General features: G+C 71.2%; 24 protein-coding genes. 14 read left to right on the top strand and 10 right to left on the bottom strand.

What is annotated here, in order from left to right; genetic code table 11:
• Positions 1-50: 50 nt before the first annotated feature.
• Complete coding sequence (leuE, locus tag GA0070561_RS13750) at positions 51-722, bottom strand: leucine efflux protein LeuE (RefSeq protein WP_091400492.1); 672 nt, start codon at positions 720-722, stop codon at positions 51-53.
• Positions 722-1,966 (bottom strand): bifunctional pyridoxamine 5'-phosphate oxidase family protein/GNAT family N-acetyltransferase, encoded by a 1,245-nt coding sequence (locus tag GA0070561_RS13755; protein ID WP_091400494.1) that lies wholly within the window; start codon positions 1,964-1,966, stop codon positions 722-724. The genes leuE and GA0070561_RS13755 overlap by 1 nt, the downstream gene beginning before the upstream one ends.
• 36 nt (positions 1,967-2,002) lie before the next feature.
• On the opposite strand from GA0070561_RS13755, the gene GA0070561_RS13760 reads away from it, so the two are divergent.
• The 9 genes from GA0070561_RS13760 to rny all read left to right on the top strand — a co-directional run bounded on the left by GA0070561_RS13760 (position 2,003) and on the right by rny (position 11,903).
• On the top strand, positions 2,003-3,343 hold the full coding sequence (locus tag GA0070561_RS13760; protein WP_091400497.1) for an aminotransferase class I/II-fold pyridoxal phosphate-dependent enzyme: 1,341 nt from the start codon (positions 2,003-2,005) through the stop codon (positions 3,341-3,343).
• Between the two features lie 333 nt (positions 3,344-3,676).
• Complete coding sequence (locus GA0070561_RS13765) at positions 3,677-4,381, top strand: UdgX family uracil-DNA binding protein (protein ID WP_091400500.1); 705 nt, start codon at positions 3,677-3,679, stop codon at positions 4,379-4,381.
• Positions 4,382-4,514: 133 nt separating this feature from the next.
• On the top strand, positions 4,515-5,084 hold the full coding sequence (locus GA0070561_RS13770; protein ID WP_091400502.1) for a hypothetical protein: 570 nt from the start codon (positions 4,515-4,517) through the stop codon (positions 5,082-5,084).
• A 178-nt stretch (positions 5,085-5,262) separates the two neighbouring features.
• Entirely contained in the window at positions 5,263-6,690 is a 1,428-nt protein-coding gene (locus tag GA0070561_RS13775; protein WP_091400504.1) for an MFS transporter, read from the top strand.
• Positions 6,691-6,695: 5 nt separating this feature from the next.
• A complete protein-coding gene (locus GA0070561_RS13780; RefSeq protein WP_030489422.1) occupies positions 6,696-6,896 on the top strand; it encodes a DUF3046 domain-containing protein in 201 nt (66 codons plus the stop codon).
• Positions 6,897-7,080: 184 nt separating this feature from the next.
• Positions 7,081-8,127, top strand: coding sequence for a recombinase RecA (recA, locus tag GA0070561_RS13785; protein ID WP_007456801.1), 1,047 nt, complete (start codon positions 7,081-7,083; stop codon positions 8,125-8,127).
• A gap of 14 nt (positions 8,128-8,141) precedes the next feature.
• The gene (locus tag GA0070561_RS13790; protein WP_091400505.1) at positions 8,142-8,840 is read left to right on the top strand and encodes a regulatory protein RecX; all 699 of its coding nucleotides are present in this window, start codon (positions 8,142-8,144) and stop codon (positions 8,838-8,840) included.
• Between the two features lie 37 nt (positions 8,841-8,877).
• Complete coding sequence (locus GA0070561_RS13795) at positions 8,878-9,582, top strand: 3-keto-5-aminohexanoate cleavage protein (protein ID WP_091400507.1); 705 nt, start codon at positions 8,878-8,880, stop codon at positions 9,580-9,582.
• A gap of 554 nt (positions 9,583-10,136) precedes the next feature.
• Positions 10,137-11,903, top strand: a complete 1,767-nt coding sequence (gene rny, locus GA0070561_RS13800; protein WP_091400509.1) for a ribonuclease Y — start codon at positions 10,137-10,139, stop codon at positions 11,901-11,903.
• A gap of 200 nt (positions 11,904-12,103) precedes the next feature.
• Here the strand turns inward: rny and GA0070561_RS13805 are convergent, their stop codons facing one another.
• Genes GA0070561_RS13805 through GA0070561_RS13820 form a run of 4 tightly spaced genes read right to left on the bottom strand, consistent with a single transcriptional unit; the run spans position 12,104 to position 15,526 of the window.
• Positions 12,104-13,093, bottom strand: coding sequence for an amino acid ABC transporter permease (locus tag GA0070561_RS13805; protein WP_091400511.1), 990 nt, complete (start codon positions 13,091-13,093; stop codon positions 12,104-12,106).
• The gene (locus GA0070561_RS13810) at positions 13,090-13,797 is read right to left on the bottom strand and encodes an amino acid ABC transporter permease (RefSeq protein WP_091400513.1); all 708 of its coding nucleotides are present in this window, start codon (positions 13,795-13,797) and stop codon (positions 13,090-13,092) included. Before GA0070561_RS13810 ends, GA0070561_RS13805 begins: the two co-directional genes overlap by 4 nt.
• 41 nt (positions 13,798-13,838) lie before the next feature.
• Positions 13,839-14,714: a glutamate ABC transporter substrate-binding protein gene (locus tag GA0070561_RS13815; protein WP_091400515.1), complete on the bottom strand. Its 876-nt coding sequence runs from the start codon at positions 14,712-14,714 to the stop codon at positions 13,839-13,841.
• 56 nt (positions 14,715-14,770) lie between these two features.
• Positions 14,771-15,526: an amino acid ABC transporter ATP-binding protein gene (locus GA0070561_RS13820; RefSeq protein ID WP_091400517.1), complete on the bottom strand. Its 756-nt coding sequence runs from the start codon at positions 15,524-15,526 to the stop codon at positions 14,771-14,773.
• A 195-nt stretch (positions 15,527-15,721) separates the two neighbouring features.
• Here GA0070561_RS13820 and selD point away from each other — a divergent pair, with 195 nt between their 5' ends.
• Both selD and GA0070561_RS13830 read left to right on the top strand, forming a co-directional pair.
• On the top strand, positions 15,722-16,711 hold the full coding sequence (gene selD / locus GA0070561_RS13825) for a selenide, water dikinase SelD (protein ID WP_091400518.1): 990 nt from the start codon (positions 15,722-15,724) through the stop codon (positions 16,709-16,711).
• A gap of 229 nt (positions 16,712-16,940) precedes the next feature.
• Positions 16,941-17,420, top strand: coding sequence for a hypothetical protein (locus GA0070561_RS13830; RefSeq protein ID WP_091400520.1), 480 nt, complete (start codon positions 16,941-16,943; stop codon positions 17,418-17,420).
• 48 nt (positions 17,421-17,468) lie between these two features.
• On the opposite strand, the gene GA0070561_RS13835 is transcribed toward GA0070561_RS13830, so the two are convergent.
• Entirely contained in the window at positions 17,469-17,717 is a 249-nt protein-coding gene (locus GA0070561_RS13835; protein ID WP_091400522.1) for a DUF2277 family protein, read from the bottom strand.
• 141 nt (positions 17,718-17,858) lie between these two features.
• On the opposite strand from GA0070561_RS13835, the gene miaB reads away from it, so the two are divergent.
• Entirely contained in the window at positions 17,859-19,352 is a 1,494-nt protein-coding gene (gene miaB, locus GA0070561_RS13840) for a tRNA (N6-isopentenyl adenosine(37)-C2)-methylthiotransferase MiaB (RefSeq protein WP_091400524.1), read from the top strand.
• A 48-nt stretch (positions 19,353-19,400) separates the two neighbouring features.
• On the opposite strand, the gene GA0070561_RS13845 is transcribed toward miaB, so the two are convergent.
• The 3 genes from GA0070561_RS13845 to GA0070561_RS13855 all read right to left on the bottom strand — a co-directional run bounded on the left by GA0070561_RS13845 (position 19,401) and on the right by GA0070561_RS13855 (position 24,200).
• Positions 19,401-20,795 (bottom strand): pectate lyase family protein, encoded by a 1,395-nt coding sequence (locus GA0070561_RS13845; protein WP_091400526.1) that lies wholly within the window; start codon positions 20,793-20,795, stop codon positions 19,401-19,403.
• A 259-nt stretch (positions 20,796-21,054) separates the two neighbouring features.
• Positions 21,055-22,638: a cellulase family glycosylhydrolase gene (locus tag GA0070561_RS13850; protein ID WP_091402055.1), complete on the bottom strand. Its 1,584-nt coding sequence runs from the start codon at positions 22,636-22,638 to the stop codon at positions 21,055-21,057.
• A 353-nt stretch (positions 22,639-22,991) separates the two neighbouring features.
• Positions 22,992-24,200 (bottom strand): DUF349 domain-containing protein, encoded by a 1,209-nt coding sequence (locus tag GA0070561_RS13855; RefSeq protein WP_091400528.1) that lies wholly within the window; start codon positions 24,198-24,200, stop codon positions 22,992-22,994.
• Positions 24,201-24,350: 150 nt separating this feature from the next.
• Between GA0070561_RS13855 and GA0070561_RS13860 the strand changes: the two genes are divergently transcribed.
• Positions 24,351-25,118 (top strand): class III extradiol ring-cleavage dioxygenase family protein, encoded by a 768-nt coding sequence (locus GA0070561_RS13860; RefSeq protein ID WP_091400530.1) that lies wholly within the window; start codon positions 24,351-24,353, stop codon positions 25,116-25,118.
• The gene (gene miaA, locus GA0070561_RS13865; protein ID WP_373861636.1) at positions 25,103-26,026 is read left to right on the top strand and encodes a tRNA (adenosine(37)-N6)-dimethylallyltransferase MiaA; all 924 of its coding nucleotides are present in this window, start codon (positions 25,103-25,105) and stop codon (positions 26,024-26,026) included. Before GA0070561_RS13860 ends, miaA begins: the two co-directional genes overlap by 16 nt.
• Positions 26,027-26,033 lie beyond the last annotated feature (7 nt).

Below are 26,033 nucleotides of genomic sequence, written 5' to 3' on the forward strand. Positions count from 1 at the left end.
CCGGCTCAGAGTGCGCGTTTCGACGACCGAAAGTGCAAGATCGCGGCGGACTAGCCGGCGCTGGCGGTGGCCAGCTTGAGGCTGAAGGCCAGGAAGAGGGCGGCAACGGCGGTGGTGCCACCGGCCGCCAGGCGGCGGCGCTGGCGGAACTGGGCGGCCAGGAAGGTGCCCGCGAAGATCAACGCGGTCAGGTAGAGCGCGCTGGTCACCTGTGCGATCAGCCCGAGCAGCAGGAACGACAGCGCCGGCCAGGCGTAACCGGGGTCGACGAACTGGATGAAGAACGAGATGAAGAACAGGATCGCCTTCGGGTTCAGCAGGCTGATCACCAGCGCCTTGCGGAACGGGCTGCGCATCGCCGCCGGCTCCGCGGCGTCGATGAGCCGCGGCGTGCTCGGGTCATTGCGGTCGCGCCAGCGCCGCACGGCGCCGAGCAGCATGGTCACCCCGACATAACCGAGGTACGCGGCACCGGCGTACTTGATCACCATGAACAGCGGCGGGTACGCCTTGAGCAGCGACGCCACCCCGGCGGCGGAGAGGAACATCAGCACCCCGTCGCCGACGAACACGCCACCGGCGGCCCGGTAGCCGACCGCGACGCCCCGCTTGGCCGCGGTGGAGAGCACGAAGAGTGAGTTCGGCCCGGGCAGCAGGATGATGGCCACGGTGCCCAGCACGTACGTCCAGATGTCGGTGATCCCCAGCACGCCCGCCATCATCACGCCACCGGTGCCGTCCGCAGAAGTCTTTCTCGCAGCCTGGCCTGTGCGTTCGGCCACTCGTCGACGGTCATCGCGTACTGCACGGTGTCCCGCCACGAGCCGTCCGGGCGCTGTCGGTGCATCCGCAGCACCCCCTCCCGGGTCGCGCCGAGCCGTTCGATGGCCGCCTGGGAGCGAACGTTGCGGATGTCGGTGTGCCAGGCGACCCGTACCGCGCCCAGGTCGTCGAAGGCCCGGCTGAGCAGCAGCAGCTTCGCCTCGGTGTTGATCCCGGTACGCCACCAGGGCCGGCCGAGGAAGGTGTGCCCGATCGCCACCGCCCGCCGCTCCGGGTCGATGTCGTAGTAGGAGGTGCTGCCCACCACCGCCCCGGTCGCCGCGCACCGCTGCACCCAGGCCACCCGCTCGCCCCGGTGCTGGGCGGCCAGGGCGGTGCCGATCACCTCGGCGGTTTCGGCGGGGGCGGTGGGCGGCGCGACGCTGAGGTGCCGCCACACCTCAGGGTCCGCGGTGGCGGCGTGCAACTCGTCGGCGTGCGCCAGCTCCAGCGGCTCCAGCCGAACGTGCTCGCCGTGCAGCGGCACCGGGTCGTGCCAGGGCGTGCGGGGCGTCCGCAGGTACGCCGGCAGCGGCGCGGTGACCCCGGCGTCCGGCTCGGGTGCCCCGGCGGTCAGTCGTAGCGGCAGCACGCCGGCCCAGTGCGGCAGGTGCAGGTCGGCCTCGTCCTCGCGGACCCCGCCCGTGCGGGCCCGGACGGACACCTCGCGCAGTGGCAGCGCCAGTACGGCGGTCTCGGCCAACTCTCGGCGGCTGGGCGGACGGGTGGCGGTGCTGCGTCCCGCGCCGACCTTCTCGACCAGCGCGGTCAGCATGGCGAGCTTCTCCCGCTCGTCGGTGACCAGGCGGGCGGTGCCGTGCGCGACGACCGAGCGGTAGTTGGCGCTGTGGTGGAACTGGGAACGGGCGTAGACCAGCCCGTCGAGCACTGTCACCGCGACGCAGACCGGCAACCCGTCGTCGCCGCGGGCGGCGAGCAGCGGTCGACTGCCGGTGGAGCCGTGCAGGTAGAGCGTGTCGCCGATGCGGACGTGCAGGGTGGGCAGCACCCGTGGCTGGCCGTCGACGGTGAAGCTGAGCGCACAGTCGTACGCCTCGTCGAGCACGGCGTGGGCGGCGGCCTGGTCGTAGCTCATCTTGTCGCGGGAGCGGTGGGGTGTGGTCCGGGCGGTGGGTGGATACATGCGCGCGCCCCTTTGTTCTAGTACAATCTCTTATTTGTGTCAGCACACTATCAGCTCACCGGTACGACAGCCGTCGAGATTTCGGCCAGCATCGAGTCGGGCATCCGGACCGGCGCCCTGTCACCGGGGGCCGCCCTGCCGCCCGTGCGGGCACTCGCCGCCGAGTTGGGGGTCAGCCCCGCCACCGTCGCCCGCGCCTACCAGGAGCTACGCCAACGTGGCCTGCTCGCCACCGCCGGTCGGCACGGCACCCGGGTACGCCCCCGCCCGCCGGTGGCTGCCCGCCGCTCCGCGCTGCGCCCCCCACCGTTGCCCGGCGCCCGAGACCTCTCCCGGGGTGAACCTGACCCCCGTCTGCTGCCCCCGCTGGGCCCGCACCTGGCGGCGCTCGCCACCGAGAACGCCCCGTCGGTCGGCTACTCCGATGCCGGAGTGCTGCCCGAACTGGCCGAGGTGGCCCGCGCCCGGCTGCGCGCCGACGGCGTACCGGCCGGGGAGTTGACGCTCACCGGCGGTGCGCTGGACGGCATCGAACGGTTGCTCGGCGCCCACCTGCGTCCCGGCGACGCGGTGGCGGTCGAGGACCCGGGTTGGGCCAACCTGCTCGACCTCGTCGCCGCGCTGGGCCTGCGCCCGATCGGCGTACCGGTGGACGACGAGGGGCCGCTGGTCGCCGGGGTGGCGGCGGCGCTCGCCGCCGGAGCGCGGGCGCTGATCGTCACCAGCCGGGCGCAGAATCCGACCGGCGCTGCCGTCTCCGCCGCCCGCGCCGAGGCGCTGCGGGCGCTGCTCGCCGGCCGCCGGGACCTGCTGCTGATCGAGGACGACCACGCGGCCGAACTGGCCCGCGTACCCCTGCACCCGCTCGCCGGTGCGACAGCGAGTTGGGCCTTCCTCCGTTCGGTGAGCAAGCCCTTCGGCCCGGACCTGCGACTGGCGGTGCTGGTCGGCGACGAGACGACGGTCGCCCGGGTGAGCGGCCGTACCCGGGTCGGCGCCGGCTGGGTCTCCACAGTGCTGCAACGCCTGGTGCTCGCCCTGTGGCGGGACCCGGCTGTCACCGAGCTGGTGCAGCGGGCGGCGCAGAGCTACGAGCAGCGCCGCGAGGGGCTGCTCGCCGCGTTGGCCGAGCACGGCCTGACCGCACACGGTCGCAGTGGCATCAACGTCTGGCTGCCGGTCGCGGACGAGACCAGCACGGTGACCGCGCTCCGCGACGCCGGCTGGGCGGTGGCCCCCGGCGCGCTCTACCGCATCGCCGCACCGCCGGCCCTGCGCATCACCGTCAGCTCCCTGGACACCGCCGATCTGGCCCCCCTGGCGGCGGCCCTGGCCCAGGCCGAGAACCCACCCCCCTCCCAGGGCTTCCCCACCTGACCCCGCCCCCGCCCCCGCGTCCTCGCGCTCTTGCGGTTTGTGTTGGCGAAATGTCGGGCCTGGGCATGTTGGTCGAGGCAGAAAGTGCGAGATCGCGGGGATTCGGGACGGCGGGGACGGGTATGCGGGCGCCCGGAGGTGGGGGACATGGCTTCTGGTGGGGCTCGTAAGGGGATCTGGATCGCGGTGGCGGTGGCGATCATCATCATCGTCATCGTGCTGATCGCGATCGCGTCCGGCGGCGATGGGGGCGGCAACGGATACTGACGTGTTGCGGCCGGTGCGCCGGGGCGTATCCGGCGGCGAGCATCGAACGGGTATATAACAGTCGGCATGGCCGAGCAGACCGGGAGTGCTCCGGGCGCCCAGCGGTTCATCCCGCCCGACGCCGACACCATCGACGACCTGCGCACCGCCGCCGGCGGCTGTCGGGGCTGCGAGCTGTACCGGGACGCCTCGCAGACGGTCTTCGGCCGGGGCGACGAGAGCGCCCGCGTGGTGCTCGTCGGCGAGCAGCCAGGGGACATGGAGGACCAGAAGGGACTGCCCTTCGTCGGTCCGGCCGGTCGCCTGCTGCGCCGCGCGGTCGACGAGGCCGGGCTGGACCCGGGTCACCTCTACCTGACAAATGCCGTAAAGCACTTTCGCTTTGAACAGCGCGGCAAGCGGCGGATCCACCAGACCCCGGACCAGGTGCACATCACCGCCTGCCGCCCCTGGCTGGTCGCCGAGTTCGCCCGGCTGCGTCCGGAGGTCGTGGTGGTGCTCGGCGCGACCGCCGCCAAGGCGCTGCTCGGCCCGTCCTTCCGGGTCACCCGGCAGCGGGGCGAGCTGCTGCCCTGGCCGGAGTCGGCCCAACACCCCGCGGACTTCGAGCAGGTGCCGGTGGACAACGCCGGAAAGCGGGCCGACGCGCCGCAGGCTCGGCTGCTGGCCACCATCCACCCGTCCGCCGTCCTGCGGGCCGACGACCAGGACAAGGCATACGAGGGCCTGGTCGCCGACCTCACCGTCGTCACCCGCGCGCTGCCCGGCTGACCGGCGACCGCCCCACGCAACCTGCGCGCCGCCGTGACCTGTTCAGATCTTGGACAGTTTCCGTCAGGCGCTGACGGAAACTGTCCAAGATTGACAGTGCGTCGCCGATCACGCGGATGGGTAACGGGGGTCGATGGACGTTGACAACGAGGAGCGTCGCGCCGGTGCGCCCGCTGCGGCCGCCGGGCGTCGCGGGAGATGGAAGCGGTTCTTCGAGCGGGCGCCCGGCTTGCAGCTCATGGCCGTCTACTGGGTGCCGATGACGGTGTTCATCGGGCTGCCGGTGCGCTGGCTCTTCGACCGGCAGGAGCCGCTGGTCGAGGCCGTGCTGAACGGTGCCCTGAACCTCGTCTGGATCGGACCCGCCATGTACTTCAGTCGGTGGAGCGCGGGCGAGCAGGCCGCCCGGCGCGATCCGGAGGGGTACGCGCTGCGTCAGGCACTGCGCACCAGCACCGTGCCCGCGGACCAGGCCACGCGGACCGCGCTGCCCCGCTATTTGGCAGAGCAGCGGCGAGCCACCTGGGCGGCGCTGCTGGCCATCCTGGGCATCTGCCTCGGGCTGGTCCTGCTCGCTCTGCTCGTCGCCGACAGCGAGGGCTTCGCAGTGATCTTCGGCGTGGTCGCCGCCGTCAGTGTGGCCGTCGCCGCGCTCACCCTCACCCGTATTCGCCGGCTGGAAACACCAGGATCGCGTGGGTAGGCGGCTCAACTGCCCGCGGTGATCCTGCTGAACACGTCCTTGGCGGTGATCAACAGTGCCGCTCACCCGGGCACGCCAGGCGTGGGACGCGCCGGTGGCGACCCCGTCCCGGCGAAACCCACTGCCGCCGGTCGGTGCGGGTGCGCGAGGATGAGTCACCCCGTCCTGAGGAGCGCCGATGGCGACCGACCTGACCGCGCCGCGTACCGCCGCCCGACCCGACGTCGCGTCGATCCAGCGGCGTACCCTGCGGCTGCTCTTCACCACCCAGATCATCGGCGGGATCGGCGTGACCATCGGCATCGCCGTGGGCGCGCTGCTCGCGGCACGGATCGCCGGGACCGCGGTGGCCGGTGTCGCGCAGAGCGCCGGGGTGGTCGGTGCCGCGCTGCTCGCCGTCCCGGTCACCCGGATCATGGCGCGGCACGGTCGCCGGCCGGGTCTGGTGCTGGCGTACGCGGTCGGCGCCGTCGGTGGCCTGCTGGTGGTGCTGGCCGCGGCCACCCGCTGGGTGCCGCTGCTCTTCCTCGGCATGCTGCTCTTCGGCGGAGGCACCGCCGCTAATTTGCAGGCCCGCTACACGGCGGTGGACCTCGCCGAGCCGGCCCGCCGGGGGCGGCAGCTCTCCCTGATCGTCTGGGCCACCACCATCGGTGCGGTGGCCGCGCCGAACTTCGCCGCGCTGGCCGACCGGGTCACCACCGGCTGGGGGTTGCCCCCGCTGGCCGGCCCGTTCGCGTTCAGCGCGGTCGCGTTCGTGCTGGCTGCCGTCGTACTCCTCGGGTTGCTCCGGCCCGACCCGCTGCTCACCGCGCGCCGGCTCGCGGCGGCCGACGCACCGGCCGCCGATCTGCCGCCGGCCGCCGATGCGCCGCCGGCCGCCGATGCGCCGCCGGCCGCCGATGCGACGGCGGCCGCGGTGGCGGCCGAGGCGCCGGCGGCAGGTGGCGGTGCGACGCCGGCCGCCGCGCCGGTCACGGTGCGCGCGCCGCGCGGCGCCGGGATGCGCGCGGCCTGGTCGGTGGTACGCGGACAGCCCGCCGCCCGACTCGGCATCGCCGCCGTGGCGGTGGGTCACCTGGTGATGGTGGCGGTGATGGCGATGACTCCGGTCCGGCTCGGTGAGTCGCACGCCGACGCCGACGTGTTGCGGCTGGTCGGCATCGTGCTGAGCCTGCACATCGCCGGCATGTACGCGTTCTCCCCGGTGGTCGGTTGGCTCACCGACCGGCTCGGTCGACGGGCGGTGATCCTCGGCGGGGTCGGGCTGCTGCTGGCCGCCTGCGCGGTCGCGGGCACCGCCGGGCACCACACGCCTCGGCTCTCGGTCGGTCTGGTCCTGCTCGGGTTGGGCTGGTCGGGGACGATGGTGGCCGGCTCGACCCTGTTGTCCGAGTCGGTGGCGGCCGAGGTGCGGCCGAGCGTCCAGGGGCTGTCCGACCTGATCATGGGGCTGGCCGGGGCCGGGGCCGCCGTGGTCAGCGGGTTTGTCATGCAGTTCGCCGGATATCCCGTGCTCACCCTGCTCGCGGCGGTCGCGGCGGCGCCCCTGGTGGCGCTAGCGTTGCGCCCGGTGCCGACCGGGGCACCGGACGAGGAGGGCTGATCACTGTGCGGCTGACCGACTTCTGGACGCGGCTGGACGAGGCGTTCGGGCCCGGCTACGCGGCCAGCATCGCCCGCGATCAGGTGCTGTCCCAGCTCGGCGGGCGGACCATCGAGCAGGCCCTGGCATCAGGGGAGCAGACACACGTGGTGTGGCGGGCGGTCTGTGCCGCGTACCCCGACCGGGTGCCCGCTCGACTACGCTGAGCAGCCTTTTCGCCGGTTCCGCGTGTCGCTTGTCGAGTCGTACACCTGTTCGGCTATTGTCCACAGCGGGGTGCTCGTCCACAGCTCGCGGCCCGTCGGCTGGTTTTCTGTCGGACCTAGCGCCTAGCGTGTCCGCGTGACGCGAAGCTCAGCAAAGACGCCGGCGAAGGCAGGGGTGGCAACCATGGCAGCAGGGCCTGACCGGGAGAAGGCACTCGACCTTGCTCTCGCTCAGATTGACAAGCAATTCGGCAAGGGCTCGGTGATGCGGCTGGGTGACCGGCCGGTCGTCCAGACCGCAATCATTCCGACCGGCTCCATCGCGCTCGACGTGGCCCTCGGCATTGGCGGCCTGCCCCGTGGCCGGGTGGTCGAGATCTACGGCCCCGAGTCCAGCGGTAAGACCACTGTGGCACTGCACGCGGTGGCCAACGCCCAGCGCAACGGCGGCATCGCCGCCTTCATCGACGCCGAGCACGCGCTCGACCCGGAGTACGCGAAGGCCCTCGGCGTCGACACCGACGCGATGCTGGTCTCCCAGCCGGACACCGGCGAGCAGGCGCTGGAGATCGCGGACATGCTGATCCGCTCCGGCGCTCTGGACATCATCGTGATCGACTCGGTGGCGGCCCTGGTGCCGCGCGCCGAGATCGAGGGCGAGATGGGCGACAGCCACGTGGGCCTCCAGGCCCGGCTGATGAGCCAGGCGCTCCGGAAGATCACCGGTGTGCTCAGCAACACCGGCACCACGGCGATCTTCATCAACCAGCTGCGGGAAAAGATCGGCGTCATGTTCGGCAGCCCGGAGACCACCACCGGTGGTCGGGCGCTGAAGTTCTACGCCTCGGTCCGGCTCGACGTGCGACGCATCGAGAGCCTCAAGGACGGCACCGACGTGGTCGGTAACCGCACCCGGGTCAAGGTCGTGAAGAACAAGGTCGCCGCGCCGTTCAAGCAGGCCGAGTTCGACATCATGTACGGCAAGGGCATCTCGCGTGAGGGCTCGCTGATCGACGTCGGCGTGGAGCAGGCGATCATCCGCAAGTCCGGAGCGTGGTACACGTACGACGGCGACCAGCTCGGCCAGGGCAAGGAGAAGGCCCGGGAGTTCCTGAAGGAAAACCCGGACGTGGCCGCCGAGATCGAGAAGAAGATCCTGGAGAAGCTCGGCGTCGGGGTCGGCGCGGGTGACGCCGCCGGTGGCCCGGAGCTGCCGCCGGTCGACTTCTGACCGGTCGCTGACCCATGGCAGGACGACGCGCTCGTACGGGGCGGGGCTGGGATGCCAGTCCGCCTCGTACGGGCGACGCCACCGATGCGCCCCGCCCTCGGCGGGGCCGCCGGGGGCGGTCCGAGGAGGCCGACACCGTCGAGTCTCCGGCCCCTCCGCGCGACGAGTCCGAGGTGGCCCGCGAGATCTGTCTGCGCCAGCTTGCCGTTCGGCCCCGCACCCGGGCCGAGCTGGCCGGGGCGTTGGCCAAGCGGGGCATCTCCGAGGAGATCTCGGCCGAGGTCCTCGACCGGTACGACGAGGTCGGCATCATCGATGACGCCGCGTTCGCCCGGGCCTGGGTGTCCAGCCGGCACGCCGGGCGCGGCCTCGCTCGCCGGGCGCTCGCCAACGAGCTGCGCCGCAAGGGCGTGGACGGCGAGGTGGCCACCGAGGCGCTGGATGAGCTGGACGAGGAGACCGAGGCGGACACCGCCCGTGGCCTTGTGGAGCGCAAGTTGCGCACCGCCCGAGGCGAGCCGGACGCGGTCTTCCGCCGGCTGGTGGGCATGCTGGCCCGCAAGGGCTACCCGCCTGGCGTGGCCATCCGGGCGGTGAAGGACGCGCTCGCGGCACAGAGCGCCGAGGCGGCCGAGTTCGCCGAGCAGATCGACGCCGACGCGCTCGCCGACGCCGAGGGCGAGTTGGAGCGCGACAACCGTCTGGTCGAGTGAGCGGTTCGCTGCGACTCCCGATGGAGGTGCGGGCCCGATGTTGAAGGCATGTCTGAACGGTGGGCGCGGCCGGCAGGCCCATCCGGCCGTGCCGCTCACTGCGGCGGAACTCGCCGCCGATGCGGCCCGCTGCGCGGCGCTCGGGGTCGCGGCCGTGCACGTCCATCCCCGGGACGAGACCGGCGTCGAGTCGCTGCGGCCGGCGGTGATCGCTGACGCGCTGACCGCGATCCGTACCGCCCGGCCGGGGCTGCCGGTGGGGGTGAGCACCGGAGCCTGGATCGTGCCGGATCCGGCTGCCCGGGTGGCCGCCGTCCGGGCCTGGCCGGTGCTGCCCGACTTCGCCTCGGTCAACGCTCACGAGCCCGGTGCCGAGGCGGTCGCGGCCGCCCTGCACGAGCGTGGTGTGCTCGTCGAGGCAGGGCTGTGGACGCTCGACGCGGTCGCGGCGTACCGGAGGTGGCGGGTGCCGGCCGGGCGGGTTCTGGTCGAGTGCATGGCCGAGGACGTGACGGTCGCGTTGGCCGACGCCTCCCGGGTTCTCGCCGCCCTGCCGCCGGACGCGCCGTCGGTGCTGCTGCACGCCGAGGGGCCGGCGACCTGGCCGGTCCTCGCCGAGGCGGTACGCCGGGGTCTGGACACCCGAATCGGGCTCGAGGACACCCTGTGCCTGCCGGACGGCTCGCCCGCTGTGGACAACGCGGCGTTGGTCGCGGCAGCGGTGGCGGTCGGTGCCAGCTGACCTGGGTCAGACGGTTCGGTCACACCTCGCTCGGTCGTCGGCCCCGTCCGACGAGCCCTTGGACGGCACTGAGCAGGCCCGACACGTCCAGGGGGCAGCACACCTCGCGGAGTTTGTCCCTTCCTGTCCGGCGTGATATCAGCGCGCGGTGACGGTTCAACTTCTCTCCGTTCGGGGGGTTTGATCATGAGTCCTTGACCGGAGCACCCCTGGCGACCTAGCCTCGCCATACAGGCTCACATTGCCCGACCAGCGCAGGCTAAGCGCACAACATAGATCGCGTAACAGAACAGCATCACTTTGGCCGACTCCGCGGCCTTTGGCGGCAGTTCCGGACAGGCCGGTCCGGAACGCTGCGACAACTGCACCCGGTCGCCGACGCTGCCCACGGGCACCGCCGGCGGAGAAAGCTACCCACGGCCAGCCGCTCCGGTCGGGCGTCCACAGCCGCAGGAGTGTGCCCCCGGCACGGTCGCTGCGGTCTCGACGTTAGGGGAGGCGGCCATGGCGGGGCGGCGGCACAGGTTCATCGGTAGACCCGACGGGGTCCCGGCATGAACGCGTTCGACCTCGTGCTCCTCGTGGCCGTCCTCGTCCTCGCGGTGGTGGTGATCGGGGCCGTGCTGGTCGGCATCCGGACACTGCGCCGGATGGGCGCCGCGCCGGCTCCGGAGGATCCCGCCTTCATCGCCGAGAAGGACCGCCAGGAGCAGTCCCTCGCGGCCCTGCGGACCGCGGCCGACGAGGCGAACAGCACGATCGACGTGGCGAAGTCAGCGGCCGCCGCGGCCCGTACCGAGGCGGCGGCGGCGAAGGCCGAGGCGAAGGCGGCCCGCGCCGAGGCGCGACGGGTCCTCGACGACGCCCGGGCCGAGGCGGACACCGTTCTGGAGCGCGCCCACAAGCAGGCCGAGGCGGACGCCGAACAGTTGCGGACGGCAGCCCGGCGCAGCGGCGAGCGGGAGGTCGCGGTGCTCGCCGCCACCACCCGGGAGCAGGCCGCCGAGGTGGAACGTCGGGCAGCTCGGATGGACGAGCGGGAGCGGATGCACACCGAGGAGGTGGAGCGGTTCGCCGAGCGGGAGCGACAGCTCACCGCCGCGAAGGCTGCCCTCGCCGCCCGGGAGGCCGCGCTCGCCCAGCGCGAGGCCGAGCTGACCGAGTCGGAGGAGCTGCGCCGCCGGGAGCTGGAGCGGGTCGCCGGGCTCACCGCCGAGTCCGCCCGACTGGAGCTGGTCGACGCCATCGAGACGCAGGCCAAGCGGGAAGCGGCGCTGCTCGTGCGGGACATCGAGTCCGACGCGCGCAACACGGCCGAGCAGCGCGCCCGACACATCGTGGTGGACGCGATCCAGCGGGTCGCCAGCGAGCAGACCGCGGAGAGCGTGGTCAGCGTCCTGCACCTTCCCGGTGACGAGATGAAGGGGCGGATCATCGGCCGGGAGGGGCGCAACATCCGCGCCTTCGAGTCGGTGACCGGCGTCAACCTGATCATCGACGACACCCCCGAGGCGGTGCTGCTCTCCTGCTTCGACCCGGTCCGTCGCGAGGTGGGCCGGGTGACCCTGGAGAAGCTGGTCCTGGACGGGCGCATCCACCCGCACCGGATCGAGGAGGTCTACGACCTGGCCCGGCAGGAGGTGGAGCAGCTCTGCCTCCGCGCCGCCGAGGACGCCCTGGTCGAGGTCGGCATCACCGAGATCCACCCGGAGCTGGTGACCCTGCTCGGCCGGCTGCGCTACCGCACGTCGTACGGGCAGAACGTGCTCAAGCACCTGGTCGAGACCGCCCACATCGCCGGCATCATGGCCGCCGAGCTGCGGTTGGACGTGCCGATCATCAAACGGTCGGCGTTCCTGCACGACATCGGCAAGGCGCTCACCCACGAGGTGGAGGGCAGCCACGCCATCATCGGCGCGGATCTGGCCCGCAAGTACGGCGAGCACGAGGACGTGGTGCACGCCATCGAGGCGCACCATAACGAGGTGCCCCCGCAGACCATCGAGGCCGTGCTCACCCAGGCTTCCGACGCCTGCTCGGGTGGTCGGCCGGGCGCGCGGCGGGAGAGCCTGGAGGCGTACGTCAAGCGGCTGGAGCGGATCGAGGAGATCGCGGCCAGCAAGCTCGGCGTGGACAAGGTCTTCGCCATGCAGGCCGGCAGGGAGATCCGGGTGATGGTCAAGCCGGACGACGTCGACGACATCGGGGCGGCAGTGCTGGCCCGCGACGTGGCCAAGCAGATCGAGGAGGAGCTGACCTATCCGGGTCAGATCCGGGTCACAGTGGTCCGCGAGTCCCGGGTCACCGAGATCGCCCGCTGAGCCGTTTGATCGACTTCGGCTTCCTGGAAGTCGGTGGGTCGCACGCGTCGGACACCGCGATTTCCTGAGAACCGAGTCGATCACCCTCCCGCAGCGTCCGCGCGCGGAACGGCGCGACACGCACAACCCGCGCAGATGACCGAAGGCCGCCCCGGATTACTCGGGGCGGCCTTCGGGCCTTCTGGTCGGTGTGGAGTGGCTCAGGCGCCGCCTCCGCCTCCGCCTCCGCCGCCCCCGCCCTCGGCCTGGGAGATCAGGGCCGCCGCGGGCGGGTTCTGTGCCGGGGTGCCGGCGGTCTTGCGGCCGCGGGCGAGCCGCCGTTGGACGTACTGGGCGAGCTTCGACAGCGAGTAGTTCACCACGATGAAGAGTACGGCGATCACGACGTAGACCTGGATCGGGTTGCCCAGCGCGCCGATGATCTGCTTGCCGATGTTCAGGGTTTCCTCGTAGCTGATGATGAACCCCAGCGAGGTGTCCTTGAGGACCACGACCAGCTGGCTGATCAGTGCCGGCAGCATGATCCGGAACGCCTGCGGTAGCAGGATCATCCGGGTGGTCTGCGTCGGGGAGAGCCCGATGGCTTCAGCGGCCTCCGCCTGACCGCCCGGCAGCCCCTCCATGCCGGAGCGGAGGATCTCGCCGATCACCACCGAGTTGTAGATGGTGAGGCCGATGACCAGGTACCAGAGGTTGTCGAAGTAGAGGCCGAACTCGGGGAATCCGCGGGCCACGAAGAAGATGGTGATCACGACGGGCAGGCCGCGGAACACCTCGACGCAGACGCGGGTGATCGCCGACAGCAGCGCGCTCAGCCCGCGCAGCAGGTACGCCAGCGGCGTCGCCGCGCCGACGAACCGCCGTCGGGTCAGGCTCTTGAGCTGGATCCGCAACACGGCGAGCAGCGTGCCGATCACCAGCGAGGAGACGATGGCCAGGGCCGCCGCGAACAGGGTGTTCTTGAAACCGAGGCCGATCCGCTCCCACACCTGGGAGAAATTCTCGTTGGAGGGGTCGATCAGCGGGCCCCACAGCTCCATCGAGAGCTGGCCGTTCTCGTCCAGGGGCCGGTAGATCAGGAAGTACGCCCCGACGAGCAGGACCACGCTGGCGACGAGGCTGCTGATCAGGGTGATCCGCCGCTGCCGGGGGCCGGGGATGTCGTAGAGGACGCTGGTCTGCTGACTCATCGGGCCACCGCCTGTCGCTTCTCGATCCGGTCCAGCAGGGCGCCGAGCGGCACGGTCATGATCAGATAGCCGAGCGAGATGCCGATGGCGACCGGGACGAAGGCGTAGCCCTCGGCCGAGGTGAGCTGGTCGGCAGTGGCCGACAGGTCACCGACCACCCCGAAGAAGCCGACCAGCGCCGAGTTCTTGATCATCGCGATGATCACCGAGCCGAGCGGCACGATGGAGGCCTTCCACGACTGCGGCAACACCACGTACCGCAGGTTCTGCCCGAAGGTCAGGCCCAGTGACCGCGCCGCCTCCGCCTGGCCGGCGGGCACCGCGTTCACCCCGGATCGCAGCGCCTCGCAGACGAACGCCGCGGTGTAGAGCACCAGGGCGATCAGTGCGAACCGGAAGTACGGAAGGTCGGTGCCGAGCCGGGTGAACAGCGAGTCGAGCACCGGGATGCGGAGGAAGTCCGCGTTGGAGCCGAGCGCCGGCAGGCCGAACGCGGCGAAGAACATCACCACAGTCAGTGGCATGTTGCGGAAGACGTTCACGTAACTGGTGCCGACCGCGCGCAGCGGCGGCACCGGTGAGATGCGCAGCACCGCCACGATGGCGCCCAGGACGAGGGCGCCGATCGCGGCGAGGATGCAGATCTGGAGGGTGAGCCAGAAACCACCCGCAAAGACGTCGAACTTGTCGATGAGCACGTTCACGGCTCGGTGTTCCTCCCCACCCTCCAGATCGAAGGATCAGATCAGTAGCGGTTGATGGTGGGCGCCGAGCCCAGTTCCGCGCCGAACTTGCCGGCGGTGTCGTCCCAGGCCTTCTTCCAGCTACCGTCCGAGACCGCCTTGTCCAGCGTGTCGTTGATGAAGCTGCGGAAGTCCGCGTCCTCCTTCTTCACACCGATGCCGTACGGCTCCTTGGTGAAGTTGCTGCCGGCCAGCTTGAAGGACGCCTCGTCCTTGGCGATGTAGCCGAGCAGGATCACGTTGTCAGTGGTGACGGCGTCGACCTGGCCACCCTTGAGGGCGTCGCGGCACTTGTCGTAGGTGTCGAAGAGCACCAGCTGGGTGCCGACGTCCTTGACGTACTGCTTGATCGTCTCGGCCGGGGTGGAGCCGGTGACGGAGCAGACCTTCTTGGTGCCGTCCTTGAACGAGTCCGGACCGGTGATGGTCGTGTCGTCCTTCTTGACCAGGATGTTCTGGCCGGCCTCGTAGTACGGGCCCGCGAAGGCGATCCGCTCCTTGCGCTTGTCGTTGATCGTGTAGGTCGCGGCGACCAGGTCGACAGTGCCGTTGACGATCACGTCCTCGCGGACCTTCGACGGGGCCTCGACCCACTCGATCTTGTCCTCGGGGATGCCGAGCTCCTTGACGATGATCTTGGCGATCTCGACGTCGAAGCCCTCCGGCTTGCCGGAGAGGCCCTTCAGGCCGAAGCCGGGCTGGTCGAACTTGGTGCCGACCTTGATCTTCTGGGCCTTGTTCAGCTTCTCCATGGTGGTGCCGGCGGTGAAGGACTTGCTGCCAGCACCGGTGTCCCCGCCGTCATCGCCGCCACAGGCGGTGAGGCCGAGCGCCAGAGCGGCGACCGCGGCGACTGCCGCAACGCGCTTGATACGCATACTCTTCTCCTTCTTCAACGGAGCCCACCGAGTACGGCGCGCTCCACTACGGACGCCTAGTGCGTGAGGATCTTGGAGAGGAAGTCTCGGGCCCGCTCGCTGCGCGGGTTCGCGAAGAACTCCGCCGGTGGGGCGTCCTCGACCAGTTGCCCGTCGGCCATGAAGATGACCCGGTTCGCCGCGTGCCGGGCGAAGCCCATCTCGTGGGTCACCACGACCATCGTCATGCCGTCGCTGGCCAGCGAGGTCATCACGTCGAGCACCTCGCCGACCATCTCCGGGTCCAGGGCGCTGGTCGGCTCGTCGAAGAGCATCGCCTTGGGCTGCATGGCCAGTGCTCGGGCGATGGCCGCCCGCTGCTGCTGACCGCCGGAGAGTTGGGCCGGGAACTTGTCCGCCTGGTTGGCGATGCCGACCCGGTCCAGCAGGGCCAGGCCGCGCTCGCGGGCGGCGGTCGGCTTCTCCTTGCGGACCTTGATCGGGCCGAGGGTGACGTTCTCCAGGATGGTCTTGTGCGCGAAGAGGTTGAACGACTGGAAGACCATGCCCACCTCGCTGCGCAGCTTCGCGAGGGGCTTGCCCTCGGCCGGCAGCGGCTGACCGTCGAAGGTGATGGTGCCCGAGTTGATCGGTTCCAGTCGGTTGATGGCGCGGCACAGCGTCGACTTGCCGGAGCCGGACGGGCCGATCACCACGACCACCTCGCCCCGACCCACCGACAGTGAGACGTCGTCCAGCACGTGCAGCGGCCCGAACCACTTGTTGACCGCGTCCAGCACGATGAGCGGTTCGCCCGTCGTCACGTCGTCCACCGTCCCCTGTCGTCTCCCGGATCGGGGTCGGTTGACCCCCGGTGCGGCCACTGTAGGCGGCCTGATGTGGCAGAACGCAACCCAGCGGGTCACGGAGCGGTAACACCGGTCACGATCGTTCTCGGGCGTCCGATTTTGGTCACCGGATGGGTGGTCGCGGTGGCGATCGTGGCGCCTTGTCGCGATCATGGGTGGATGACCGAACCCGTACGGTTGACCAAGTACGCCCGCGGCGGTGGCTGCGCCTGCAAGATCCCGCCGGGCGAGCTGGAGATCATGGTGGCCGGTCTCGGCCCGGCGACCGGCACCGCCGAGTTGCTGGTCGGGTTGGACCATGGCGACGACGCGGCGGTGGTACGCCTGGACGAGCGGACCGGCCTGGTCAGCACCGCCGACTTCTTCACCCCGGTGGTCGACGACGCGTACGACTGGGGTCGGATCGCCGCGGCCAACGCGCTCTCCGACGTGTACGCGATGGGCGGCACCCCGCTGGTGGCGCTCAACCTGCTCTGCTGGCCGCGCGACGTGCTGCCGCTGGAGTTGGCCCGTGAGGTGCTGCGCGGCGGCCAGGACGTGGCGCGGGAGGCCGGCTGTCACCTGGCCGGCGGGCACAGCGTGGACGACGACGGCCCGAAGTACGGTCTCGCGGTCACCGGCACTGTCCGACCGGAGGAGCTGATCACCCTCGACGCCGGGCGGGCCGGGATGCCGTTGTCGCTGACCAAGCCGCTCGGGGTGGGCGTGCTGAACACCCGGCACAAGGCGACCGGGGAAAGCTTCCCGGAGGCGGTGGCCACGATGAGCGCGCTCAATCGGGAGGCCGCCCACGCGGCGGTCGCCGCCGGTATCCGGTGCGGCACCGACGTGACCGGGTTCGGGCTGCTCGGGCACGCCTCGAAGCTGGCCCGGGCCAGCCAGGTCACGGTGGCCATCGACACCGCCCGGGTGCCCTATCTGTCCGGCGCCCGCGAGGCGCTGCGCGACGGGTTCGTCAGCGGCGGCAGCCGGCGCAACCTGGAGTGGGTGACCCCGTGGACCGACTTCGGCGCGGCGGACGAGGCGGAGCGGCTGCTGCTGGCCGACGCGCAGACCTCCGGCGGCCTGCTGGTCGCCGGCGAGGTGCCCGGCGCTCCGGTGGTGGGCGAGCTGCTGCCCCGGGGGGAGCACCTGGTCGTCCTGCGCTGACCGGGGGCGGCCGACCGCGGGAGGACACGCGGTGGCGGTGGCGCGGATGGCGCACCATACCCGATAAACTGTCACCTTCCCGCTACTCCGAGCAATGCCGCTCAGGGAAATTTTGCCCGGAATGGTCACAGACCGGTAACTTGCCCCCGGCTGGGGTCAAATGCCCCCCACCATCGTGTGTAAGGCCCGATCCGGAGGCCGGTGGGGACGAACGCAGCGAGGAGGCGGAATGACCGAGCTGTGGAACTGGAGAATCGACGGGGCTCAACCCGTGGAGGTCTACCCGGCGCTGGCGGAAGCGCTTGGTCGGGTGGTGATGCCGCTGGCCGTGGCCGACCCGGCGCGGCTGCCGGCGTACGCGGTGGTGTGTGACGTCTGGCAGGCGCCGGGCGAGTTCGCGACGGTGGTGGACTGCTACGGGGTGCCCGAGCAGCTCTCCGAGCACGCGAGCATCGCCGCACTGGCCCGATTGCTGGGCCGCAACTGCCTGCTGCGCGACGACACGCTCGACGCGGGCCGGCACCTGCTCGTCGCTCCGGACGGCACTGTCCGTCCGGTGCACTTCGACGTGCGGGACACTGAGGACGGTGAGGTGCTCAGCAGGCTGCGGCTCTGCTCGCTGGGTGACCCGGGTTGTCGGGGCTGGTCGCAGTGCCACCGCTCGCGCTGGGCGCCCGACACCGTCGCCCCGGCGCTCGCTGCGGCCTGACCCTCTCCAGGGTCAGGCCCGGCCGGGTGCCGTGCCGGCCAGCGGCGATCAGCTGGCGGCGGTGGCGGACCGGTCGGTGGTGCCCGATCCGCCACCCCGCACCACCAGTTGGTCGAGCAGGGTGCGCGTCGCCTCGGCCACGGCGGCCACCGCGGCGTCGAACGCGGCGGCGTTGTGCGCGGCGGGCGCCCGGAAGCCAGAGATCTTCCGGACGTACTGCAACGCTGCCGCCTCGACGTCCGCGTCGGTCACCTGCGGGGTGAACGGCTCACGCAGCGTCTTGATGCTCCGGCACATGTGAGTTCCTCCTCGGTTGGTGCGCTACTCGCACAACGATGACATCGCCGGGCCGACGCCGCGGGACGGACAATGCCGGTCGGAGGTCCTCCCGGACCGGGCCGCTACCCTGGTAGCCCGAGGGGAAGGGGCACCAACAGGGTGGCTAGGACCTACAACGTCGTCACGTACGGCTGCCAGATGAACGTGCACGACTCCGAACGCATCTCCGGCCTGCTTGAGCAGGCGGGATACGAGCGTGCACCCGCTGGCGACGACACCCCGGACATCGTGGTCTTCAACACCTGCGCGGTGCGGGAAAATGCGGACAACCGGCTTTACGGCAACCTCGGTCGTCTGCGCCCGGTCAAGGACAAGCACCCCGGGATGCAGATTGCGGTCGGCGGCTGCCTCGCCCAGAAGGATCGGGGCGACATCGTCCGTAAGGCCCCCTGGGTGGACGTGGTCTTCGGCACCCACAACATCGGCGCGCTGCCGGTGCTGTTGGAGCGGGCCCGGCACAACGCCGCCGCCGAGGTGGAGATCCTGGAGTCCCTCGACGTCTTCCCGTCCACGCTGCCCACCCGCCGCGAGTCCACCTACGCCGGCTGGGTGTCGATCTCGGTGGGATGCAACAACACCTGCACGTTCTGCATCGTGCCGGCACTGCGCGGCAAGGAGAAGGACCGGCACCCCGGCGACATCCTCTCCGAGGTGCGCGCCCTGGTCGACGAGGGCGTGCTGGAGGTGACCCTGCTCGGGCAGAACGTCAACTCCTACGGTGTGGAGTTCGGCGACCGGTACGCGTTCGGCAAGCTGCTGCGGGCCTGCGGCGACATCGACGGGTTGGAGCGCGTGCGGTTCACCAGCCCGCACCCGAAGGACTTCACCGACGACGTGATCGCCGCGATGGCCGAGACGCCGAACGTCTGCCACTCGCTGCACATGCCGTTGCAGTCCGGCTCCGACGACGTGCTCCGGGCGATGCGCCGGTCCTACCGCTCCGAGCGCTACCTGGGGATCATCGAGAAGGTCCGCGCGGCGATGCCGGACGCGGCGATCACCACCGACATCATCGTCGGCTTTCCTGGTGAGACCGAGGCCGACTTCCAGCGCACCCTGGACGTGGTCCGGGAGGCCCGGTTCTCCTCGGCCTTCACCTTCCAGTACTCGAAGCGTCCCGGCACCCCCGCCGCGACCATGGACGATCAGCTGCCCAAGCAGGTCGTGCAGGAGCGCTACGAGCGGTTGATCACCTGCGTCGAGGAGATCACCTGGGCGGAGAACAAGCGCCTCGTCGGTGAGACCGTCGAGGTGCTGGTCGCGGTCGGCGAGGGCCGCAAGGACGAGCGGACCGGCCGGATGTCCGGTCGGGCCCGCGACGGTCGACTGGTGCACTTCGCGACCGAGACCGCCGACGGGGAGTCCCTCGCTGGTCAGATCCGGCCGGGGGACATCGTGCACACCACCATCACGTACGCCGCGCCGCACCACCTCAACGCCGACGGAGCGCCGGTGGCGCACCGTCGCACCCGGGCCGGTGACGCGGCCGAGGCGGGTCGCTCCCCGCGTACCCCTGGGGTGTTGCTCGGTCTGCCGACGATCGGCGCACCGCCGGTCGTGACTGCCCCCGCCGCTGGCTGCGCCACCCACTGACCGCACGGAAGGGCCCCTGGACGAGGGGCCCTTCCGCGCAGGGCTGAGTCAGACGGTGATCCGGCCGGCGCCGGCGCCCGCCGTCACGATGGACTTGACGGTGCTCGCGGTGTCCAGCTGGTAGGAGTACGGGATGCTGGCCACGCTGCCGCCGGCCTGGCCGGTGGGCGAGTTGACGAAGTGGTTGTTGCGGGCGACCAGGCTGCCGGGCCCCGAGTCCCCCTCACCGAGGTGGTACGGGTCGTCGACGTTCTCGAAGTAGTTGCCCTCGACGAGCACCCCGGCATTCTCGGTGGACGCCACGCCGTAGCCGCCGTTGGCCCGGTAGTAGTTGTTGTACACGTGCACCGGGTTGCCGAAGCGCACCCGGGGGTTGCGCTGGTTGCTGCCGTCGAACCAGTTGTGGTGGTAGCTCACCCGCAGGTGACCGACGTCCTGGCTGGCGTTGTCGTCGCTGTGACCGAGCAGCATGGTCTTGTCGTGGCTGAAGACCCGGTTCCATGAGACGGTGACGAAGTCCGAGCCGCGCTTGATGTCGACGGCGCCGTCGTACCCGTTGCTGAAGCTGTTGTGGTCGATCCAGATGTTGGTGGCCGACTCCTGCACGTTGATCGCGTCGTCGTTCCAGCTACGGAAGGTCAGGTTGCGGATGATCACGTTGCGGTCGCCGCTGACGTTGAACCCGCAGCCGGCGATGGTCGCGCCGTAGTTGCCGAGGATGGTCTTGTTGGACCGGACCCGCAGCATGCCCGAGCAGGTGATCGTTCCGGACACCCGGATCACCGCGGCGCCGGTCGCGTTCAGCGCGCTGGTCAACGCCGAGGCGGTGGTGACGGTGGTGGTGGCGGCGTTGCCGCCACCGGTGGTGCCGCCGTTCTGGGTGGCCCAGCCGACCAGTGTTGACGGCGGCTGTGTGCTGGGCGGGGGAGTGCTGGACGGTGGCGGGGTGGTCGGCGGCGGGGTGGTCGGCGGCGGGGTGGTCGGCGGCGGGGTGGTCGGCGGCGGGGTGGTCGGTGTGGTGCTGCCGGTGCAGGCGACGTTGTTCAGGCTGAAGCTGCTCGGAGCCGGGTTGCTGGAGTTGTTCCAGCTCGCGTTGAAGCCGAACGTGGCGCTGGCGTTGGTAGCCAGACTGCCGTTGTAGTCGACGTTTGTCGCGGAGACCTGGTTGCCGCTCTGCGAGGCGGTGGCGCCCCACGCCTGGCTGACCTGCTGGCCGGCCCCGTACGACCAGCGCAGCGTCCACCCGGAGACCGGGTCGCCGAGGTTGGTGACTGTGACGTTGCCGGTGAACCCGCCCGGCCACTGGCTGGCGACCGAGTAGGCCACCTGGCAGCCGGCGGCCGCCTGGGCGGACACGGAGGTCAACAGCCCGGCGGTGACCAGGGTGGCGGTGGCTGCGGCCGTGGTGGCGATCAGCGTCATTCGACGCCGTCCTGTGCGCATGCTGCTTCCTTTCGGTGAGGCGGACGGAGGTGTCGCGACGCCCATGCCCGTGGGCGGCGAATCTCGGCCGGGACCAGTGGTCCTCGGGCCCGCCAGTGCAGGTTCGTGAAGGAAAGCGGCTCCCGCGCTCGCGCTCACCGACAAAGAGGCAAGCGCTTTCCCGATAAGAACATAGAAGGTTCTGAATGTAAACGGCCGGGACGGCCGATGCGGTGCACACCGGCCGTCCCGGCAGCAGCGCACCGGCCGTCCCGGTGGATCAGCAGCCGGTGCCGCTGAGTTTCACAGTGCCCGGCGCGCTGGCCGTGCCGTTGGCGGTGAAGCCCACGGTGACCGACCCGCCCGCCGGCAGAGACGGAGCGTGGCTCGGAGCCGCCGCGGTGACCGTCGTACCGGACTGCGTGACGGTGGCGTTCCAGCCACTGCCCAACGTCACCCCGGACGGCCAGCTCCAGGTGACCGACCACGGGTTCACCGCGCCCGAGCCGGTGTTCTTCACTGTCAACTCGCCCTGGAAGCCGCCCTGCCAGGCGTTGACCTGCCGGTAGGTGGCCGTGCAGGCGCCGGTCGGTGGGTCCGTCGGTCCACCGGTCGGCGGCCCGCTGGTGCCGCCACCGGACGGCGCGATCAGGTACGGCTGGAGGATCGCCTGCTTGGCGGTGTTGACGTTGGTCCAGTCGTCCAACGCGATACCGCCGGTGTCACCCGAGTTGGGGTTCCACGACCAGTAGGTGAAGGACATCCCGGTCACCCCGGTCCCGGTGTACGCCATCAGCTTCTCCAGCCACACCTTGTCCTTCGGGTCGACCAGGGTGCTGCCGAACTCGCCCATCATGATCGGAGCGATGTTCTGCTTGTAGAGGTAACCGAAGTACTTGTCCCAGATGGCCGGCATGTTCGCCGGGTAGTCCGGGGCGTCGAACCAGGTCTGCCGGTACACCGAGGTGGCGTACTCGTGCGGCGAGTAGACCAACCGGTTCGCCACGCTCAGTCGGACCGGGAACTGACCCGCCTTCGACAGGTTGCCGCCCCACCAACCGCAGTCCTCGTCGTTGCTGGTGTCGCCGTCCCAGACGTTGGAGAGGCCGCCGCTCGGGCAGCTCACCCCCTCCACGAAGATCAACCAGTTGGGCTGGACGCCGAGGATGGCGTTCCCGGCCCGCTCGGCGGCGAGCCGCCAGTCCCGGGTGGTGTCGCCACAGCCCCAGCACGCGCCGGTGGCCGCCGGGTTGGTGCCCTCCGCGTGCGGCTCGTTGTGCAGGTCGGCACCGATCACGGTCGGGTTGCCCGCGTACCGCTGGGCGAGCATCTTCCAGTCGTTGATCCAGGTCGCCTCGGAAACCGTCGACGTGTACCAGAGCGGCGACTGCCCGGCCGCCGTCGGCCGGTGCCGGTCCAGGATGATCCGCATGCCCTTGCTGCCGGCGTAGTCGATCACCTTGTCCAGGATCTGCAACGGCGACAGCCCGATCAGGTCCGGGTTGACGAAGTCGTTGATCCCACTGGCGGTCGCACCCGGCTTCAGCGCGTCGTTCGAGTACGGCACCCGCAACGTGTTGTAACCCAGCCGGGCCATCGTGTCGAGCTGTCCCCGCCATGGGTTGTTCGACCACAGCCCGTGGAAGGTCTTGTTGTCGGTCTCCATGCCGAACCAGTTGATGCCGGTCAACCGGACCGTCGCACCGGTGCTGTCCACGATCTGGTTGCCACTGGTATGCAGATAACCCGTACCGGTGCCGGCGGCCACGGCCGGGCTGGTGCTGACAGCGGCGGCGAGGAACACGCCAGCCGCAACGGTGACGAGCGCGGTCAGCGCGCCGCCGAGAGCTTTCGGACGGAACAATTCGAGCTCCACTTCGGAGGTCCGGCGCCGTCCAGAAACGACGCCGGCGGGCGGCCGTCCGCACGTCACGGTCCCCCAGGGGTACGCGGACAGTGCGCGACGGCCCATGTCACGCGGACGTGCTCACTCGCGGAAGCTCACCGGCGACCCTCGACGGCGGATGTTCCGCCTTCGTCGCCCTCGCGCCGGTGGCCCTACCTGGCTCCGTCGCTCATTCTGATCAGCCCACGTCAATGCGTCAACCTGCACCGTCGCGCCGCTGGATCGAGGGTGACCTTGACGGCCGCGGGTGGGGGCGGACACGCGGGAGCCCCCGGTCCCGAGCGGGACCGGGGGCTCCGGACGTCGTCAGCTCAGCCGGCCTGCTCGGCGAGTTGGAGGAACTGCCGCTTGGAGGCGAGGGCCTGCTCAGCCTCCTTGATCCGGCGTGCGTCCCCGGCGCTCTGCGCCCGGGCCAGCCGGTCCTCGGCCTCCGCCACCTGCGCCCGCATCTGGGCGAGCAGCGGGTTGTCCTCCTTGGTGGTGCGGCGCCACGCCGAGTCCATCACGTCACGGACCTTGTCGTCGATGACGCGCAGTCGACGCTCCAGCCCGGCGGCCGCCTCGCGGGGCACCCGGCCGGCCTCGTGCCACTGGGCCTGGATCTCCCGCAGCTTGGCCTGGGCGCCCTTCGGGTCGGCGTCGATGTCCAACGCCTCGGCCTCGGCGAGCAGGGCCTGCTTGCGCTCCAGGTTGCCGCGCTGCTCGTTGTCCCGTGCGGAGAAGACCTCGCTGCGCCGGCTGAAGAAGGCGTCCTGCGCACCCCGGAACCGTTCCCAGAGCTTCTGCTCGGCCTCCTTGGAGGCGCGCGGAGCGGCCTTCCACTGGGTCATCAGGTCCTTGAGCTGGTTGGCGGTGGCGGCCCAGTCGGTGGAGTCCGCGAGCTTCTCCGCTTCGGCGACCAACTCCTCCTTGGCGGTCTGGGCCTGCTTGCGCTGCGAGTCCAGGGAGGCGAAGTGGGCGCCCCGGCGGCGGGTGAAGCCGTCCCGGGCGGCGGCGAACCGCTTCCACAGCTCACCGTCGGCCTTCTTGTCGACCCCGCGGATGGTCTTCCACTCGTCGAGGATCTCCTTGAGCCGGTCCCCGGCGGTCTTCCACCCGGTGGACTCGGCGGCCAGCTTCTCGGCCTCCTCGACCAGCGCGGTCTTGCGGGCCAGGGCCTCGCCGCGAGCGGCGTCCCGGGCGGCGCGCGCTTCGCCGGCCTTCTCCTCGGCGAGGGTCGCCAGCTTGTCCAGGCGGGTGGCCAGCGCGTCGATGTCGCCGACCACGTTGGCCTCGGGCAGCGAGGCACGGATCCGCCGGATCGTGCTCAACGAGTGCCCGGCGTCCGCCGCACCCGACTTGAGTCGCGCCTCGGTCAGGTCCACCTCGGTCACCAGGTCGGCGAAGCGACGGGCGAAGTGTGCCAGGCCCTCCTCCGGTGCTCCCGCCTGCCAGGATCCGACCACCCGCTCTCCCTCGGTGGTCTTGACGTACACGGTGCCGTCCGCGTCCACCCGTCCGAAGGCAGTCCAGTCGCTCATGTGCCCATCCTCGTTCTCCCGGCGTCGAGGGATCGATCCCCCGTCGCCGCCACGGCGCAGCCAAGTTGCTTCCGGCATTGTCACAGGTCCGACCCGGTCCGCGTCGAGCGCCTATCGCCGACCGTGACCATACGGTGTCCTAGGGGCCGAATGACCGGATCGGCGCGGAGACGCACCGGGGATTCCCGCTACGGTGGACGGGTGCCACTGGTCGCCGCCGCCGTCTGCCCGCATCCGCCCCTGCTCGTGCCCGAGGTGGCCGGCTCCGCGGCCCCGGAGCTGGACGATCTGCGGGCGGCCTGTGACACCGCCGTACGCCGGCTGTTGGCCGCCGATCCGGACATTGTGGTGCTGGTGGGCACCGGCCCGGTGACCGGCCCGATCCACACCCCGGCGACCGGTTCTCTCCAGCCCTGGGGTGTCGACCTGTACCTGCCGTTGGTGCCAGGCCAATCGGACCGGGGCGCGGTGCTGCCGTTGAGCCTGACCATCGGCGCGTGGCTGCTGGCCCGTCACGACACCCGACCGCCGGTGACGGCCGTGCAGGTGGCCGCCGACGCCGGCCCGGCCGAGCTGGCCGCGCTCGCCGACGAGGTCGGCGCCGCCGGTGACCGGGTGGCGTCGCTGGTGCTCGGGGACGGGTCGGCCTGCCGGGGAGAGAAAGCACCCGGGTACGACGACGCGCGCGCCCTCCCGTACGACCAGGGGGTTGCCGCGGCGCTGGCCGACGCGGACCTGAACGCCCTGCTCGACCTCGACCCGGTGGTGTCGGCGGAGCTGAAGGCAGCCGGTCGCGCCCCCTGGCAGGTGCTCGCCGGCGCGGCCCGCGCGGCCGGTGGCGGGTGGCGTGGCGAGTTGCTGCACGACTCCGCCCCCTACGGGGTGGCCTACTTCGTGGCGTCCTGGGAGCGGGTGTGACAGGCCTGGTCGTCGCGGTGGTCGGCCCGACCGCGGCCGGCAAGTCCGCGCTGAGCATCGCGTTGGCGCACGCCCTGGACGGCGAGGTGGTCAATGCCGACTCGATGCAGCTCTACCGGGGCATGGACATCGGGACCGCCAAGCTGACCCTCGCCGAGCGGGACGGGGTGCCGCACCACCTGCTGGACATCTGGGAGGTCACCGAGCCGGCGAGCGTCGCGGAGTACCAGCGACTGGCCCGCGCGGCGGTGGACGACATCCTGTCCCGGGGGCGGGTGCCGCTGCTGGTCGGTGGCTCCGGGCTGTACGTGCGGGCGGTGCTGGAGCGCTTCGAGTTCCCCGGCACGGACGCGGCGCTGCGGGAGCGGCTGGAACGGGAGTTGGCCGAGGTCGGCCCGGCCCCGTTGTACGCACGGCTGCGCGCCGCCGACCCGGTCGCCGCGGACAGCATCCTGCCCGGCAACGGCCGGCGGATCGTCCGGGCCCTGGAGGTGATCGAGCTCACCGGCGCGCCGTTCGCCGCCTCGCTGCCGCAGCCCACGCCGTACTACCCGTCGGTGCAGCTCGGCGTCGACCTGGACACCGGCCTGCTGGACGAGCGGATCGCGCTGCGGGTCGACCGGATGTGGGCCGACGGCCTGGTGCCGGAGACCCGTGAGCTGGTCGGGCGCGGCCTGCCCGAGGGGCGGACGGCGAGTCGGGCGCTGGGCTACCAGCAGGTGCTGCGTCTGCTCGCCGGTGAGCTGACCGAGGCGCAGGCGCACGACGAGACGGTCCGGGCGACCCGGCGCTTCGTCCGCCGGCAGCGGTCCTGGTTCCGCCGCGACCAGCGGATCCACTGGCTGGACTCGACGACCCCGGACCTGATCGGGGCCGCCCTGCGTCTGGTGCCGGCGGCTGCGCGATGATGGGGCT

This window comes from Micromonospora saelicesensis, from assembly GCF_900091575.1.
GTDB classification, from domain to species: Bacteria; Actinomycetota; Actinomycetes; order Mycobacteriales; family Micromonosporaceae; genus Micromonospora; species Micromonospora saelicesensis.